Here is a 15,484-nt window from a genome sequence, read left to right as displayed (position 1 = left end):
AACCGCGCGGACGCGGGCGGCCGCATGCGCACCGCCGCCGGGCAGGTGACGGGCTCCGCCGTCCGGCCCCGCCGCCCGCTATCCGGCGGTGGTCACCGTCCGCTCCGGGGAGAACGCGCCCCACGTCCCGTCGGGGAGCTGCGCGCGCAGCTTCACCCGGTGCCGGGCGCCCGCCTCCTTGCCGATGTAGAAGCTGTACGCGGACCCGCCCTGCGGCGCGCTCTCGCCCCACATCACGGTCGTCGCCTGCTCCCCGTCGAGGTACACCTGGTACGCCGGGACCTCGCCGCCGGTCTTCGGCGGCGTCCACTTCAGGTCGATGTAGTACGCGCCTTCCGCGCGCCGCGTCGCGGCGCGGAAGTCCGCCGGCGCGGTCCCGGGCCCCTCGTCCTTGCCCTGCGCGGTGGTCAGCCGCACGGTGTCGCTCGCGGGGGAGACATTGTCGGCGGCGTCCCGCGCCCGCACGCTGAACCGGTAGGCCGTGCCCGGCCGCAACCCGGTGAGCAGGGCCCGGGTCTGGGTCCCGTCGACGCTGTGGATCTTCGTGGTGCCCTGGTAGACGTCGTACGAGACGACGCCCTTGTCGTCCGTCGCCCGGCGCCATGTCAGGGACACCGCCCGGCCGCCGTCCACCTGCCCGCGCAACCCCTCGGGGCGGCCCGGCTCGGACCGGTCGGCGGCGACGGCGGCCGGGGTCCTGACGCTGACCCGGCGGCTCACCGGCCCGAGGGCGCCGTCCTTGCCGCGGGCCCGGACCGTGAAGACGTAGCGGGTCTTCGCGCGCAGGCCGGTGACGTCCACCATGTGCTGCTGAGCGGTCAGCTCCTTGACGCGCACCGAGCCGCGGTACACCTCGTACCCGGTGAGGTCCGTGGTGCTCACGGGCCGGTTCCACATGACGTGCACGGAGGTGGCGCTGCCCGCCTGCGCGGTGACGCCGACCGGCGCGGTCAGGGCGGGCCCGTCGGCCCCGGCGTCGTCGTCCGCGAACGGCCCGCAGCCGGTGAGGACCGTGAGCAGCGCGGCGGCGCAGGCCGCGCGGGGGAGCAGAGGGCGTGGGGGGACGCGTCGCACGGGCAATGCCTTCCGCTCGGACCACATTGGTACAGACCTGTACGGAACCTGTATGGCACGAGTGACGCGTCCCCATCAAGGGGCAGGAGCCTGCCTCTTGCAGTACTTACTGCTTGCGATACGTGTAGGCCTCCTGCGCCGACGCCACCACCGCCTCCAGGTCCGCCCCCGCCGACGCCGAGACCACGGCGGCCACCGCGCCCTCCACGAACGGGGCGTCCACCAGGCGGGTGTGCTCGGGCAGTTCGTCGCCCTCGGCGAGCAGCGCCTTCACGGTGAGCACCGCGCTGCCCAGGTCGACGAGGACCGCGACGCCCGAGCCGCGGTCGACCTCGGCCGCGGCCGCCGAGATCCGCTCCGCGCTCGTCCCGAGACCGCCGTCCTCCGTGCCGCCCGCCGGGGCCACGGGCGCGACGGCGCCGCCCCCGGCGAGCCCGGCCGCCAGGCGTGCCACGGACTCCGCGACCTCCTGACTGTGCGACACGAGGACGACGCCGACCGGCTTGTCGGGGGCGCTCACGCGGCGGCCTCCGCGGTCTCGGCCAGCGCGCCGATCAGCAGCGCCGACGACGTGGCCCCGGGATCCTGGTGCCCGATGCTGCGCTCGCCCAGGTAGCTCGCCCGGCCCTTGCGGGCCTGGAGCGGCGTCGTCGCCTCCGCGCCGTGCTCGGCGGCGGTCCGCGCCGCGCCGAAGTCACCGCCGTCGAGCGCGTCCACCGCCGGGACCAGGGCGTCCAGCATCGTCTTGTCGCCCGGCGCGGCCCCGCCGAGCGCGGCCACCGCGTCCACCCCGGCGCGCAGCGCCCGCGCGAAGTCGGCCTCGGTGACCTCGGCCGCGTCGCCGAGCGCCTTGCCGGTGCGGCGCAGCAGGGTCCCGTACAGAGGGCCCGACGCGCCGCCGACCGTCGAGATCAACTGCCGTCCGGCGAGCGCGAGTACGGCTCCGGGCGTGTCGGGCGCGTCCTTGTCGAGCGTGGCCCGCACGGCGGTGAAGCCGCGCTGCAGGTTGCTGCCGTGGTCGGCGTCGCCGATCGGGGAGTCGAGGTCGGTGAGGCGGGCGGCCTCGCGGTCCACGGCGGCGGCGGTCGCCGCCATCCAGCGCCGGAAGAAGTCGGCGTCGAGCACAGGGTCTCCTTGCGTGAGAGGTAGGGGGCGAGAGGTACGGGCGGTCACATGCCCCAGCGCAGGCCCGCCGTGCTGACCGGCGCGTCCCACAGGCGCAGCAGCTCCTCGTCGGCCTGGCACAGGGTGACGGAGGCGCCCGCCATGTCGAGGGAGGTGACGTAGTTGCCGACGAGGGTGCGGGCGACGGGCACCCCGCGCTCGCCGAGCACCCGCTGCACCTCGGCGTTGAACCCGTACAGCTCCAGCAGGGGCGTCGCGCCCATGCCGTTGACGAGCACGAGCACGGGGCTGGTCGGGTCGAGGTCCTCCAGGATGGCGTCGACGGCGAAGTCCGCGATCTCCCCGGACGTCATCATGGGGCGCCGCTCGCGCCCCGGCTCGCCGTGGATGCCGATGCCCAACTCCAGTTCGCCGGGCGGTAGATCGAAGGTCGGGGAGCCCTTCGCGGGGGTGGTGCACGCGCTCAGCGCCACCCCGAGACTCCGCGAGCTCTCGTTGACCTGCCGGGCCAGCGCCTCGACCCGCTCCAGGGGCTGCCCCTCCTCGGCGGCGGCGCCCGCGATCTTCTCGACGAACAGGGTCGCGCCGGTGCCGCGCCGCCCGGCGGTGTAGAGGCTGTCGACGACCGCGATGTCGTCGTTCACGAGCACCTTGGCGACCTGGATGCCCTCGTCCTCGGCGAGTTCGGCCGCCATGTCGAAGTTGAGCACGTCACCGGTGTAGTTCTTCACGATGAACAGGACGCCCGCGCCGCTGTCCACGGCCGCGGCGGCCCGCACCATCTGGTCCGGCACCGGCGACGTGAACACCTCACCGGGACAGGCCGCGGAGAGCATCCCGGGGCCCACGAACCCGCCGTGCAGCGGCTCGTGCCCGGAGCCGCCACCGGACACGAGCGCCACCTTCCCGCTGACCGGCGCGTCCCGGCGCACGATGACCCGGTTCTCGACGTCCACGGTCAGCTCCGGGTGGGCCGCCGCCATCCCGCGCAACGCGTCGGCTACGACGGACTCGGCCACATTGATCAACATTTTCACGGGTGCCTCCGGGTGACGTGGGCAAGGCTTGGCACACGCGGAGCGGCCCGCGCGTGCTGGTCCGACGCCAGTATCGACCGTCTGTTCAATCCCGGGCCAGGACAAGCACCGCGTTGTGCCCGCCGAAACCGAAGGAGTTGCTGACGGCGTACGGGGAGGACACCGGCCGCGCGGCCCCGTTGACCACGTCGACGGCGCACGCCGGGTCGAGGTCGCTCAGGCCCGCGGTCGGCGGGACGAGGCCGGCGTCCAGGGCCAGGACGGTGAGCGCGGCCTCGATCGCGCCGGCCGCGCCGAGGGTGTGGCCGAGCGTCCCCTTCGCGGAGGTGACGGGCGGCCGGTGCGGGAGAACGCGGGCCAGGACGGCCGCCTCCACCGCGTCGCCGCGCGGCGTGGAGGTGCCGTGGGCGTTGACGTGGCCGACCTCGCCCGGGGCGAGCCCCGCCTCGGTGAGCGCCGCCCGCAGGGCCCGCTCCGCGTGCCGTCCCCCGGGGTGCGGGGCCACCAGGTGGTGCGCGTCGCTGGTCGCCCCGTACCCGATGAGCCGGGCGAGCCGGGGCGCCGAGCGGGCCGCCGCATGCGCGGACCGCTCCAGGATCAGGGCGCCCGCGCCCTCGGCGATGACGAAGCCGTCGCGGGCCGCGTCGAAGGGGCGCGAGCCCGTGTCGGACAGCGCTCGCAGCTGCGAGAAGCCGGTGACCATGAGCGGCGTGACGGCCGCGTCCGCGCCGCAGACCACGGCGATGTCGCACTGCCCGGAGGCGAGCAGGTCGCGGGCGGTACCGACGGCGGTGGCCCCCGAGGCGCAGGCGGTCGCGACGTTCAGCGTCGGGCCGGTCGCGCCGAAGTGCTGGGCGAGCGCGCCGCACACCATGTTGGGCAGATAGCCCGTCAGGAAGTACGGAGAGACGCTGCCGGGCCCGTCGGCGGCGAGCCGCCCGGCGGCGGTCCGCAGGCTGCCCGCCCCGCCGACGGAGCAGCCGGTGACGACGGCGACGCGGTCCCCGTCCCACTGCGCCGGGTCGAGCTTCGCCGCGTCCAGCGCCTCCGCGACGGCGGCGAGGCCCATGCGCGCGCACGGGTCGAGGTGCGCCGCGCCCGGTACCCGCGGCCGCAGCCCCGCCACGTCCGGCACACGGCACGTCAGCGAGACGGGCAGGCCCCGCAGTTCGGGGTCGGGCGCGGCGGTCGCGCGGCCCTCGCGGACCGCCGCCCAGGTGCTCGGGGCGTCCGGCCCCGCCGCGGTGACCAGGCCGACGCCGGTCACCGTGACGGCGGTGTCCCGCGTCATGCGGCGCGGTGCGCGTCGACGCGCGCCGAGAACTCGGCGAACGTCAGCTCCCGCAGCTCGTCCTCGGAGACGCCGACGCCCAGCTCGTCCTTGAGCGTGATCGCCATCTCGACGACCATCAGCGAGTCGGCGAGCAGCTCGGTCATCCGCGCGTCGGGGCGGACGGCGGCCGGGTCGACGTCGAACCGGCCGACGAGCAGGCCGGTGATCAGTTCCGCGGTCGTGGGTGAGGCGGAGGTACTCATGGCGGGCCTGGCCTTTCCTACAACAGTGCCCGGAGATCGGGCGCAAGGGAGAGAGACCACCGCAATGGCATCTTTAGGCTTGCGGTTCCCCATGTTCAGCAGAAAGTGGGATCTCGTGACCGAAGCGAACGCGGCGCCGCCGAACGCGCTGGACGAGACCGCCACCGAACTGCTCGACGGCCTCTTCGGCTGGCTGGCCGACGCCTACTTCCGCACCGAGGTGTCGGGCCTGGACCATGTGCCACGCGCCGGACCCGCGCTCCTCGTCGCCAACCACTCGGGCGCCGTCGGCCTTGACGCCTTCGTCCTGCACAAGCTGCTGCACCGGGCGCTCGGCCGGCCGGTGCACGTCTACGCCTCCGCGCTCGTCTTCCGCCTTCCGCCGCTCGCCGCGTACGCCCGCCGCCACGAGGCTTTCAGCGACGATCCGACGCTCGGCCGGGACCGGCTGGCCGCCGGACACCTCGTCGCCGTCTTCCCCGAGGGGCTGGACGGGGTCGGCAAACCGTTCTCCGAGCGCTACCGGCTGCGGCCCTTCAACCCGGGGTTCGCGGCCACCGCCGTACGGACCGGGGCGCCGGTCGTGCCCGTCTCGGTCGTGGGCGCCGAGGAGTCCTGTCCGAAGCTCGGTGAGGTACGGGCGCTTGCCCGCCGGTTCGGCCTGCCGTACTTCCCGCTGACCACGCCGCTGCCGTTCCCGGCGAAATGGCGTGTCACCGTCGGCGAACCGATCCCCGCGCCGGCCGCCGCCGCGTCCTACGCCGCCCGCTCGACGGCCGCGCGGCGGCTCTGCGACGAGGTCTGGTGCACGGTCCAGTCCATGGTCGACCGGGACCGCGAGCGACGTGCATCGCCCTTCTGGTGACCGGTGCTCAGCCGGCCAGCCAGTCGGCGGCGCGCCGCGCGTCGGCCGCCGCACGCGCGCACCGCTCGGCGTGCGCGAGCAGTGTCATCCGGCAGTGCTCGCCGAACGCGTCGTGGTTCCAGCCGTCCAGGCGCGCGCACTCGGCGAGCTTGCGGGCGTGCTGCTCCAGGCCGCGCGCCCCGGCCGCGACGAGTGTGGCGTAGCGGGCCGGACTCTGGCCCGCCTCCGGCGGCGCGTACCCGTCGGACACGGGCCGTGCCCCCGCGGCGCCGGGTGTGTGCTCGGCGTCCGTGAGCGCGAGGCGGAGCGACGCGGCGGGCAGGTCGGCCGGGAGCGCGGCGCCGTCGAGGCGCGGGGCGAGGACGACCGCAGTGGCGTGCAGGGTGAGGGCGCGGACCAGTTCGGCGGCGGCGAACGCGCCGAGTTCGGCCGCCGCGCAGGGTGCGGGCGCCGCGCACAACGATGCCGACGGGCCGCCGTCGCCGTGCCCCCGCGCCTCGTCCAGGTCGCGCAGCCAGGCGGTCGCGCACAGCAGATCGGTGCCCGCCTCGACGGCCACGCCGTGCCAGGTGAACGGCGCGGTCACCGTGTGCACCGTGGCGGCCAGCGGCGGATAGCGGCGCAGCGCCTCGCCCACCGCCCGCTCGGCGCGGTCGTCCGTGGCCGGTCCGGGCTCCACCGTCAGCAGCGCCAGGGCCTGTGCCGCCGTGTCGGCGAGGGCGCGGGTGCAGACCTCCAGGGCGTGCTCGACCACCGCGTCCCGGGCATCCTCGGCGAGGCCGGCGGTGAGCGGCCCCGGGTGCTCCCCGTGCACGTACGGGTCGAGCCGGCGGCGCAGGGCCGCGACGCGGTCGGCGTACTCGGTGCTGTCCTCAGCCCGCGTGACGGCCTCCAGGATGCCGCTGACCAGCGCGTCCTCGGCGCCCTCCGCACCGAGGACGAGCTGCCGGGCGAGCCGCGCGGTGCGGTCGCGCCAGTCGGCGCGGTCGAGGCCGCCGTCCGCGCGGCGCGCGGCGACGAGGGCGGCGGCCGTCTCCTGCGCCGCCGTGCGCACTTGGGCGTGCAGCGCGTCGGGGGTGACGGGCAGCGTGGTGTGCGGGGTGAGCCGCAGGCGGCGGCCCTCGGCGGTCAGCGCGGTGACGGTGGAGCGCGCCCCGGCCTCGTCGGCCCGGCGGACGAGGCTCGTGGCGTCGTCCGCGGTGAGCGGCATCAGGAACGTGCCGAACGCGGTGCGCAGCCGCGTCGGCCGGCCGGACTTGGTGCGCCGCAGGGCCGCCAGGGCCTGCCGGGTGAGCTGCTGCCGGGTGAACGGCTTGAGGCCGAGGGCGCGCGCGGGAGCGTCGATCCAGGAGATGCGCTGGGCCGCGAGGGCGGCGCTGATCAGCGCGTTCTCCAGCGGCCAGGCCGTCGCCGGCGGTCGGGGAGCGGTCGGGGTGGTGTCGGTGGCGGTCATGCGCCGGTCACTTTCGTAGGGGTGCGGGCCTGCGTCACTTGTCGCGCAGCAGATAGGGCTGGTTGCCGACGATCTCGCCGTCGTAGCGGGTGATCAGCTCGTTGACCCGGCCGCGATGCGGGACCTCGCCGGCGCGCAGGGTGTCCGCGTACGCCTGCGGGGCGTGCGAGAGCGGATAGTCGTACGTCTCGTCCAGCCAGGACAGCTCGACCCAGCTCTCGGGGATGTCGTTGGCGGAGGCGGGCCCGCGCCCGTCCAGGCCCGGGATCACGTCGTGCTGGTTGACGAGGCTGATCACCCGGGTCGTCGGGTCGGCGGGCCGCTTGGTGTCGATGGGGGAGCCGACGGTCACCACGTGCGTCAGCCGGTACCGGGAGACGAAGTCCAGGTCGCAGGCGAGGTTCATGGCGGTGATGCCGCCGAGGCTGTGCCCGACGATCATCAGCTCCGCGCCCTCGGGCACGCCCGCCCGCAGCAGCATCCGCTTCGCCGACCTGCTGTACGTGGTGTCGGTGCGAAGGAGCGCGTCGAAGGCGCCGACGAGGTCCTGCGGGGTGGAGTTGCTCAGGCGCCCGAAGCTGGTGCCCGGCAGGAGCACGATATGGCGCTCGGTGCCGTCCGTGCAGGCGACGCGGCGCAGCAGGGCCAGCCCGTGGTTGCCGAGGGCGGAGATGTCGTCGATGTAGCGCACGATGTCGTTGCCGGAGCGGGCGAGGACGCGGGAGAGCATCGCGTCGGGCTCGGTCCGCTCGGCGCGGCCCGCGCCCGGGTTGAGGTGCCGGATGAGCCCGGCGGGCAGCCCGAACAGCGGGTCGGTGGTGGGCACGCCGCCCGCCAGGGTCACCCACGCGAAGCTGTCGTTGGTCGGGTTCTCGTCGAGCAGGCCGCCGAGCGCGAGCAGCTCCATGATCACGGGGCTGATCGTGGTGAGGGTGCGGGTGACGCCGAACAGCTCCACCAAGTCCCGTGCGGCGCGCACCACTTCGACCCTGCGGCCCGCGACGACTGCGTCCGTGAGCCGCTTGGCGAGGGGCGCCGCCAGGTTCGGGTGCTCGCGGGCGGCCGCCTCGATGCGCAGCGCGAACGCGTCCACCGCCATCGCCACGGCGGCGGGCCTGCGGCGGGCCACGGCGCCGAGGGAGCGGACCGTCTCGCCGACCATGCCCCCGTTGGCGGCGATGCCGAGGCCGCCCGGATCCGTCAGCGCGCGCAGCGCCGACAGCGCGGTGCCGAACGCCCACGCGGGGCGGCGCAGCGCCTGCAGGCCGACCCGCCAGCTCCCGGCGGCGGCGGTCAGCTCCGCGCCGGTCCGCCGGGCCGCGAGCGCGGCGTCCGCGAGCAGCACCGAGGCCGCGAGGAGCAGCTCCGCGTCGGTCTCCGCCCGCTCCTGCCGTACGGGCCGCCGTTCGCCCAGGGTGTCGACGGTTTTGGCCGTCATCCCGCCACCTCACTCCGATGTGTTCCGGCGGGACCGCGCGGGGCGCGCGGCGCCTGACCCGTCACCTGCAAGCAGTAGAACCGTCGCGGCGCCGTGCGGCAGGGCCGCTGCCGCTGCTCGGGTGAAACACCGGGCGTGTGGGCGCGCGGGGGCCGTGCGGCCGCCCGGATCCGTGCGCAGCATGCCGGTGTGATGATCGGAGCAGAAGGTGCGAGGGGGCGGCGGCCGCGGCGGGCGGCGCGATGGCTGCTGGCCTGCTTCCTGCTCGCCGGGAGCTGCTGGTCCGCGGGGCCCGCGGGCGCGGACGGCGCCGGAACGCGCGGGCTCGCCCTCACCGTCACCGTGAACACCCGGCCCGGCGTCGGCGCCGTCCGCCCCGGCATCCGCGTCGGCGACACCGTCGTCAAGTCCTACCGCCTGGTCAACCGGGGCGGCGCCGACCTGCACGACGTCCGCCTGCGGGACCCCGCGCTGCCGGGCGTCACCATCCACTGCCCGGGCGCCACCGGCCGCGTGCCGCTCCTCGTCGGGCTGCACTCGGCGCGCTGCACGGCCACCGGCACCGCGCGCCCCGGGAACTGGATCGGCGACGTACGGGCGGCGGGCCAGGCGAGGCTGCGCGCCCTCGTGCAGGCCAGCGCGCGGTCCGGCTACGCCGGGGTCGGCTCGGGACTGACCCTGACCGAGACGGCGCGCGCCACCGGGCCCCGGCGGGCCGAGGTCCGCTACACCGTCACCAACACCGGCAACCGGACCGTCCACGGCGTCCGGCTCACCGACCCGGTGCTCGCCCCCGACCGGATCGGCTGCCCGGGCGGACCGCCCGTCGTCGCCCACCTCAGAGCCAGGGCGAGAGCGACGTGCACCGCCGTGGTGCGGCGCCCGCCCGGCACGTACCAGAGCCGGGGACGGGCCGACGGCAGCGACCGCATCCGCACGCTCGACCCGCGTGGCGGACCGGTTCCGGCCCCGCTGCTCACCGCCCGCGCGGCGGCCCGCTTCACGCTCCGCGCCCCGGCCCCGGCGACCCCCGCGGCGCCGGGGAAACCCCGGCCGCCGAAACCCGCGCCCGCGACGCCCGGGGCGCCCGTGGTGCCCGGCCAGGGCCCGGTCCTCGGACCGCCGGCCGCGCCGCCCGCGGGCGGGCTGCCCGCCCTGCCGCTCGCACCGGGGGTGCCCCCGGGCGGCGAGGCACCGGGCATGGCGGAACCGGGTCTGGCGGCACAAGGCACGGCCGGGCGGGGGATGGCGGCGCCGGGCCTCGCCCCCGGCGTGCCCGCGGTACCCCCGGGGACGGTGCCCGGCGGGATGCCGCCCGGAGGCGTCGCACCGAACGCGGCTGGCCGGCCCCCGGGCGCGCTGCCGCCGCCTGCCGACCGGCCCGGGAAACCGCCCGCCAAGCCGCCCGCCAAGCCACCTGCCAAGCCGGTCAGGCCGCCCGCCAAGCCCCCCGCCGAACCGCCCGCCGAGCAGCCCGACCAGGTCCCCAGAGACGTCCCGAGCACGACGCCGTCGCAGCGCTCACTGCTCGGCCGCTTCATGCGCGAGGACCACACCCCCACCGACCTGGGCGTGCTCTCCGCCCTCTTCCTCATCCTGCTGCCCGCAGCCATCGCGGCCGCCGTCTTCGGCTCCCGCAGACTCTGACCGCCCCACGAACCGGGACCCACCGATGATCGAAACCCTCGCCATCGTCCTCGGCGTCGCCCTGCTCGCCGGGGCGGTCGTCCTGGTCAAACACCGCTTCTGGCCGCTCGGCCCCGACGACGAACCCCGCGAGGACGTCGCCGAGTACATCTCGATGATGGTCGGCGTCCTGTACGCGCTCGTCCTCGGCCTCGCCCTCGTCTCCGTCTGGGACACGCACTCCAGCGCCGAGGGGCACACGGCCACCGAGGCGAGCGCCGCGCACCAGATCCACCTCCTCGCCGCGGGCCTGCCCGCCGAGCAGGCCGGCCGGATGCGCGGCGAGATCGAGACGTACATGCGGCACGTCACCGAGGACGAGTGGCCCGCGATGGCCGGGCAGGCGTCCCTCGGCACCACCGGCTGGCGGATCCTGAACGAGGTGCGCGCCACCGGTCAGGTCCCCGCGAACGCCACCCCCGCCCAGCAGGCCACCGGGCAGGAGACGCTGGCGCAGCTGAGCACCCTCAGCGAGGCGCGCCGCGGCCGGGAGTCCGACGCGGACGAGAAACTGTCACCCGTGATCTGGCTCGGCCTGATCGTCGGCGGTGTCCTCACCATCGCGTTCATGTTCATGTTCGGCGTGAAGCGCAGCTTCAGTCATGTCGTGATGGTGATGGGCCTCTCCGCGCTCATCACCTTCACGGTGCTCCTCATCCACCAGCTGGACAGCCCGTTCGACGGGATGTTCGCCGTCGACCCGAGCCCGTTCGCCCCGTACTCCTGAGGGCACGGGCGCCTCCTGAGGCACCGGGCGAGCTCTCAGGAGGCGGCGCGGGTCGCGCTCGCGGCGTCCGGATGGAGCGCGAACACCTGGTCCAGGCCGACGATGCGCAGGATGCGCAGCGTGTTGGCCGGGACGCCGGCCAGCGCGATGCCGGCGCCCGCGGCCTCGGCGTGGTTGCGCGCGGCGATCAGGGCGCTGATGCCGCTGGAGTCGCAGAACGGCATCCCGGCGAGGTCCAGGACGAAGAGCGAACCCGGCCGCAGGGCGACGGTGGGCAGATAGGTGCGCAGGGTGGGGGAGCTGTCGTGGTCGAGGTCGCCGACGACCTCGAGGACGGGCCCGGTGGCGCTCTCCCGGACGGTGATCTTCAGCGGGTTCATGGCGTGCCCTTCGGGACAGCGGCGGTGATGGGCACGCCCAGGGCGAGCAGGGCGGTGTCGTCGTCGAGCCCTTCGCCGAGGCCGCTCAGGAGGCCGCTCAGCGCGGCTATGACGGACTCGGCGGGGCCCGCGTGCGCGGCGGCGAAGGCGCGCAGGGCGTCGTCGCCGAAGAGGGACGAGCGGTCGGGGCCGGTCCGGGCCTCGAGCACGCCGTCGGTGTAGAGCAGCAGGGTGTCGCCGGGGCCGAGCGTGGTGGTGGCGGCGGCGAAACGCGGGGCGGGCAGGGCGCCCACGAGCAGACCGCCCGGGGTGGGCAGATAGTCGGCCGAGCCGGTGGAGCGCAGGACCAGCGCCGGCGGATGGCCGCCCGAGGCCAGCCGGACCGTGACGTGACCGGCCCCGGGGCCGGGTTCCAGGATGCCGAGGATCGCGGTGCAGAACCGCGGGTCGACCCCCGAATAACGGTCGAAGAGGACCTGGTTGAGCGTGGTCAGCGCGGCCACCGGATCGGCGTCGTGCATCGCGGCCGCGCGCAGCGTGTACCGGGTCAGCGAGGTGACCGCGGCCGCCTCGGGGCCCTTGCCGCACACGTCACCGAGGAAGAACGCGAAGCGCTCCCCGTCCAGCGGGAAGACGTCGTAGAAGTCGCCGCCGAGCCGGTCCGCGGAGGCCGTGTGGTAGTAGGCGGCCGCCTCCATCCCCGGGATCTCCGGCAGCGACGCGGGCAGCAGCGACTGCTGCAGGACGGCGAGCGCCTGCTGGAGACGGGCCCGGTCGGCACGGGCCTGGTGCGCGGCCTCCTCGGCGGCTTTGCGGGCGCGCAGCAGCTCCGTCTCGTAGGCCCGGCGGTCGGTGGCGTCGAAGACGGTGAGGCGGGTCAGCAGCGGTGTCCCCGTCGAGCCGTGCTTGACCACCGCGGAGACCAGCGCGGGCAGCCGGGAGCCGTCGTCCCGCCGCAGCTCAAGGGCCACGCCGCTGATCTCGCCCTGCATCTTCAGCAGCGGCGCGAAGTGCGTCTCGTGGTACAGCTTGCCGCCCACCGTCAGCAGGTCCGCGAAGCTCAGCCGCCCGACGACCGCCTCCCGGTCCAGGCCCAGCCAGCCGAGGAGGGTGTCGTTGACCTTGACGACGGTGCCGTCCATCAGCGTGGAGAGGTAGCCGCAGGGCGCGTGGTCGTACAGGTCCTCTGGGCTGTCCTCCAGGAGCGCGGCGAAGCTGACCGCCGCGGCCGCCGCGCCGTCCGGTCCCTCGGCGCCCGCACCGGTGCGGCACATCATCGCGGCCCCCCGAGGAACGAGGTGAGCGCCGCGTTGGTGGCTTCCGGCGCGGACAGGTGCGGACAGTGCCCGGTCGCGTCGAGCGTGACGAGCCGCGACCCCGGGATCGCGTCGTGCACATAGGCGCCGACCTCGCGCGGCGCGATGGCGTCCTGGGCGCACTCGAGGATGAGCGTCGGCACGCGGATGTCCTTCAGGTCCTCGCGGGCGTCCGAGAGGAACGTGGTCCGGGCGAAGACCCGCGCCATCTCCGGGTCGGTGGCGCAGAAGCTGTTGCGCAGCTCCTCGCCCAGCTCCGGACGGTCCGGGTTGGCCATGATGAGCGGGGCCATCGTCGCCGACCAGCCCAGGTAGTTGGCCTCCAGGGACTCCAACAGCTCCTCGATGTCGCCCTCGCTGAACCCGCCCCGGTACCCCTCGTCGTCGATGTAGCGGGGGGAGGGCGCGACCATCACGAGCGCCCCGATCCGCCCGGGGGCGCGCTTCGCGGCCAGCACACCGATCATCGAGCTGACCGAGTGGCCGACGAACACCGCGTCGCGCAGGTCGAGCCGTTCGCACACCTCCACCACATCGCGCGCGTACCCCTCGAGCGAGCCGTAGCGCTCCGCCGAGAACGCGGACAGGTCCGAGCGGCCCGCCCCCACGTAGTCGAAGAGGACCACCCGGTGGTCGCGCTCCAGCGCGGGCACGGTCAGCCGCCACATGTTCTGGTCACACCCGAAGCCGTGCGCGAGGACCACGGCGGGCCCCTCCGGGTTCCCGGTCACGGTGACGTTGTTCCTGTGGAGGATGTCCATCCCGCCATGATCTCAGGCTCCCGAAATCGATGGCGGCCGCCCTTGTTTGCCCGCCGGGGCCTCGGGCAAGTGGGCGTGAGTGCTTGGGACCACAGGCCTCTGTGAGGGGCGCTGTGCCCGGATGCCGGTCCCGCTGCTTCCTCACGGTCACTTCACCCGGAAGCAGCGACAGGAGGACATCCGCATGGCCGTACGCCGCCTGCACGACGACGCGCCCGAGACCACCGAGGCCTTCCACCGCCTCGCCACCGCTCCCCACGGACCCGAACGCGACCTGCTCCTCCAGGAGTTGGTGGAGGCATGGCTGCCCATGGCCCACCGCCTCGCCGCCAAGTTCCGCAACCGGGGCGAGAACATGGACGACCTCCGGCAGGTCGCCGCCATGGGCCTGGTCAAGGCCGTCGACCGCTACGAGCCCGGCCGCGGCGCCTTCGAGTCCTACGCGGTGCCCACCATCACCGGCGAACTGCGCCGCCACTTCCGCGACCACACCTGGGACGTACGCGTGCCCCGCCGGGTGCAGGACTTGCGCAACAAGGTCCGCGTCGCACGCCGCGAGGTCATGGACAAGCCCGGTCACGCCGGTGAGGCGGGCATGGAGGAGATCGCCGCGCAGGCCGGCCTCACCCTCGACGAGGTCCGCGACGGCATGGAGGCCCTGGAGAGCTACCGCTCCCTCTCGCTCGACGCCGAGGCCGCTGGATCCGCGAGCGACGGCGACGGGCTCAGCCTCGTGGACACCCTGGGCCACACGGAGAGCGGCTTCGACGTCATCACCGACCGCGAAGCCGCCAAGGAGGGGCTGCGGGCCCTGCCCGAACGCGAGCGCACCATCCTCTACCTGCGCTACTTCGAGGACATGACCCAGGCCGGGATAGCCGAGAAGGTCGGCATCTCCCAGATGCACGTCTCCCGCCTCATCAACCGCAGTTGCGCCCAGGTACGGGCCCACGCGAGCGGGCAGGCCGCCGCCTGACCGCCCCGCCGCCCGACCTCAGCGCAGACGCGTACCGGCGCCGCTGCCGCCCCCACTGCCAGCGTCGTCGTCATCATCGTCGTCCGGTACATGTACGTCGAAGACGTTGATGTCCACCTCGGTCACCTCAAGGCCGGTCATCGTCTCGACCGCCTCGACGGCACGGCGGCGGATGTCCTTCGCCAGCTCGTGGATCGGCAGTCCGTACTCGACCTCGACGTCGACCGAGATCGTCACCTCCTCCTCGTCCACCTCCGCCTTCACGGAGCGGCCGGGGGACGAGGAGGAGCCGGGCATCCGGTTCGAGACCGCACCCAGCGCCTTGGACGCGCCCTTGCCGACGGAGCGGACACCCTCCGTCTCCCGGATCGCCACGCCGGCGATGGTGGCCACCACACTGTCGGCGATGGTCGTCGTACCGCGCGTGCCGCTGCTCTGCGCGCTCTTGCGGTGCGCGCCCGCTGTCGTCGTGTTGCCGGTCCCGGTTCCGATGTCGGACATGGCCGCCTCACAGTGAGTCGCCGGCACGGACGGAGGAGCCCGCCCGTGAGGTCCCCTTCCTCACTGTGCGCCCACCCGGCGCGAGCTGCCATTCGAGTGACGCTCAGTCGCGGGGGAGGAGCGAGCCGAGCGGCCCGAGGTCCAGATTGAGATCCTCCGGGCTCAGCCCGTGCTGCTCGCACAGCTCCTGCATCCGCTGGTCGAGCAGCATCAGCGTCGTGCCGATCTCCTCGACCTTCTCGTCGCTCAGACCGCCCTGCTCGACGCGGCGGATCGCCTGCCGCTCCATCAGCTGCCGCACCAGCTCGACCACGGTCAGCACCAGCGCCACCAGATCCCGGCCCACCTTCTCGGAGTCGAGTTCGACCCGCGCGCCGTCCGTCACAGCGGGCCCCCGTCCGCCCACGGCGCGGGCACGCGCTCACTCACCGACGACAACAGCGCGTGCAGCGAGAGCCGTACGAGCGGCACGTCCGCGATGGCGATGACGAGATCCCCGCTGACCACCACCCCGGTCGCGAGGACCCGGTCGAGCAGGTCGACGAGCGGCACCCCGATGGGCCCGCTCAACGGTTCCGGCGTGTCCCAGGGCACCACCTCCCGCTCCAC

At 74.7% G+C, this 15,484-nt stretch carries 18 protein-coding genes; 4 read left to right on the top strand and 14 right to left on the bottom strand.

Annotation, left to right across the window (positions count from 1 at the left end; all coding sequences use genetic code 11):
- Positions 1 to 78: 78 nt before the first annotated feature.
- The 6 genes from C1N81_RS10885 to C1N81_RS10860 all read right to left on the bottom strand — a co-directional run bounded on the left by C1N81_RS10885 (position 79) and on the right by C1N81_RS10860 (position 4,772).
- Entirely contained in the window at positions 79 to 1,074 is a 996-nt protein-coding gene (locus C1N81_RS10885; RefSeq protein WP_394428569.1) for a fibronectin type III domain-containing protein, read from the bottom strand.
- Positions 1,075 to 1,180: 106 nt separating this feature from the next.
- Positions 1,181 to 1,594, bottom strand: coding sequence for a dihydroxyacetone kinase phosphoryl donor subunit DhaM (gene dhaM / locus C1N81_RS10880; RefSeq protein ID WP_394428568.1), 414 nt, complete (start codon positions 1,592 to 1,594; stop codon positions 1,181 to 1,183).
- Positions 1,591 to 2,199 carry a dihydroxyacetone kinase subunit DhaL gene (gene dhaL, locus C1N81_RS10875; RefSeq protein ID WP_394428567.1) on the bottom strand — a complete coding sequence of 203 codons (609 nt, stop codon included), beginning with the start codon at positions 2,197 to 2,199 and terminating at the stop codon, positions 1,591 to 1,593. Before dhaL ends, dhaM begins: the two co-directional genes overlap by 4 nt.
- Positions 2,200 to 2,243: 44 nt before the next feature.
- Complete coding sequence (gene dhaK / locus C1N81_RS10870) at positions 2,244 to 3,236, bottom strand: dihydroxyacetone kinase subunit DhaK (protein WP_394428566.1); 993 nt, start codon at positions 3,234 to 3,236, stop codon at positions 2,244 to 2,246.
- A gap of 85 nt (positions 3,237 to 3,321) precedes the next feature.
- The gene (locus tag C1N81_RS10865) at positions 3,322 to 4,527 is read right to left on the bottom strand and encodes a beta-ketoacyl-[acyl-carrier-protein] synthase family protein (RefSeq protein WP_394428565.1); all 1,206 of its coding nucleotides are present in this window, start codon (positions 4,525 to 4,527) and stop codon (positions 3,322 to 3,324) included.
- On the bottom strand, positions 4,524 to 4,772 hold the full coding sequence (locus tag C1N81_RS10860) for an acyl carrier protein (protein ID WP_394428564.1): 249 nt from the start codon (positions 4,770 to 4,772) through the stop codon (positions 4,524 to 4,526). The genes C1N81_RS10865 and C1N81_RS10860 overlap by 4 nt, the downstream gene beginning before the upstream one ends.
- Positions 4,773 to 4,887: 115 nt before the next feature.
- Here C1N81_RS10860 and C1N81_RS10855 point away from each other — a divergent pair, with 115 nt between their 5' ends.
- Positions 4,888 to 5,637, top strand: coding sequence for a lysophospholipid acyltransferase family protein (locus C1N81_RS10855; RefSeq protein ID WP_394428563.1), 750 nt, complete (start codon positions 4,888 to 4,890; stop codon positions 5,635 to 5,637).
- A 7-nt stretch (positions 5,638 to 5,644) separates the two neighbouring features.
- On the opposite strand, the gene C1N81_RS10850 is transcribed toward C1N81_RS10855, so the two are convergent.
- The gene (locus C1N81_RS10850) at positions 5,645 to 7,090 is read right to left on the bottom strand and encodes a hypothetical protein (protein ID WP_394428562.1); all 1,446 of its coding nucleotides are present in this window, start codon (positions 7,088 to 7,090) and stop codon (positions 5,645 to 5,647) included.
- 34 nt (positions 7,091 to 7,124) lie between these two features.
- Complete coding sequence (locus C1N81_RS10845) at positions 7,125 to 8,528, bottom strand: lipase family protein (protein WP_394428561.1); 1,404 nt, start codon at positions 8,526 to 8,528, stop codon at positions 7,125 to 7,127.
- 189 nt (positions 8,529 to 8,717) lie between these two features.
- On the opposite strand from C1N81_RS10845, the gene C1N81_RS10840 reads away from it, so the two are divergent.
- Together C1N81_RS10840 and C1N81_RS10835 are read left to right on the top strand one after the other, a co-directional pair.
- Positions 8,718 to 10,175, top strand: coding sequence for a hypothetical protein (locus C1N81_RS10840; RefSeq protein ID WP_394428560.1), 1,458 nt, complete (start codon positions 8,718 to 8,720; stop codon positions 10,173 to 10,175).
- A gap of 25 nt (positions 10,176 to 10,200) precedes the next feature.
- Positions 10,201 to 10,941, top strand: coding sequence for a bestrophin-like domain (locus C1N81_RS10835; protein WP_394428559.1), 741 nt, complete (start codon positions 10,201 to 10,203; stop codon positions 10,939 to 10,941).
- Positions 10,942 to 10,976: 35 nt separating this feature from the next.
- Here the strand turns inward: C1N81_RS10835 and C1N81_RS10830 are convergent, their stop codons facing one another.
- Genes C1N81_RS10830 through C1N81_RS10820 form a run of 3 tightly spaced genes read right to left on the bottom strand, consistent with a single transcriptional unit; the run spans position 10,977 to position 13,398 of the window.
- Complete coding sequence (locus C1N81_RS10830) at positions 10,977 to 11,321, bottom strand: STAS domain-containing protein (protein ID WP_394428558.1); 345 nt, start codon at positions 11,319 to 11,321, stop codon at positions 10,977 to 10,979.
- Positions 11,318 to 12,595, bottom strand: a complete 1,278-nt coding sequence (locus C1N81_RS10825; RefSeq protein WP_394437850.1) for a PP2C family protein-serine/threonine phosphatase — start codon at positions 12,593 to 12,595, stop codon at positions 11,318 to 11,320. The genes C1N81_RS10830 and C1N81_RS10825 overlap by 4 nt, the downstream gene beginning before the upstream one ends.
- Complete coding sequence (locus C1N81_RS10820; RefSeq protein ID WP_394428557.1) at positions 12,595 to 13,398, bottom strand: alpha/beta fold hydrolase; 804 nt, start codon at positions 13,396 to 13,398, stop codon at positions 12,595 to 12,597. The genes C1N81_RS10825 and C1N81_RS10820 overlap by 1 nt, the downstream gene beginning before the upstream one ends.
- A gap of 184 nt (positions 13,399 to 13,582) precedes the next feature.
- Between C1N81_RS10820 and C1N81_RS10815 the strand changes: the two genes are divergently transcribed.
- Entirely contained in the window at positions 13,583 to 14,374 is a 792-nt protein-coding gene (locus C1N81_RS10815; RefSeq protein ID WP_394428556.1) for a SigB/SigF/SigG family RNA polymerase sigma factor, read from the top strand.
- An 18-nt stretch (positions 14,375 to 14,392) separates the two neighbouring features.
- Here C1N81_RS10815 and C1N81_RS10810 read toward each other — a convergent pair whose 3' ends face one another.
- The 3 genes from C1N81_RS10810 to C1N81_RS10800 all read right to left on the bottom strand — a co-directional run bounded on the left by C1N81_RS10810 (position 14,393) and on the right by C1N81_RS10800 (position 15,484).
- The gene (locus tag C1N81_RS10810) at positions 14,393 to 14,875 is read right to left on the bottom strand and encodes an Asp23/Gls24 family envelope stress response protein (protein WP_394428555.1); all 483 of its coding nucleotides are present in this window, start codon (positions 14,873 to 14,875) and stop codon (positions 14,393 to 14,395) included.
- Positions 14,876 to 14,978: 103 nt separating this feature from the next.
- A complete protein-coding gene (locus C1N81_RS10805) occupies positions 14,979 to 15,260 on the bottom strand; it encodes a gas vesicle protein K (RefSeq protein WP_394428554.1) in 282 nt (93 codons plus the stop codon).
- Positions 15,257 to 15,484, bottom strand: a complete 228-nt coding sequence (locus C1N81_RS10800) for a gas vesicle protein (protein ID WP_394428553.1) — start codon at positions 15,482 to 15,484, stop codon at positions 15,257 to 15,259. The genes C1N81_RS10805 and C1N81_RS10800 overlap by 4 nt, the downstream gene beginning before the upstream one ends.

This window comes from Streptomyces sp. SGAir0957, from assembly GCF_043523415.1.
Note: the sequence above shows the minus strand (reverse complement) of the source record. Positions and strands in the feature narration are given on the sequence as shown.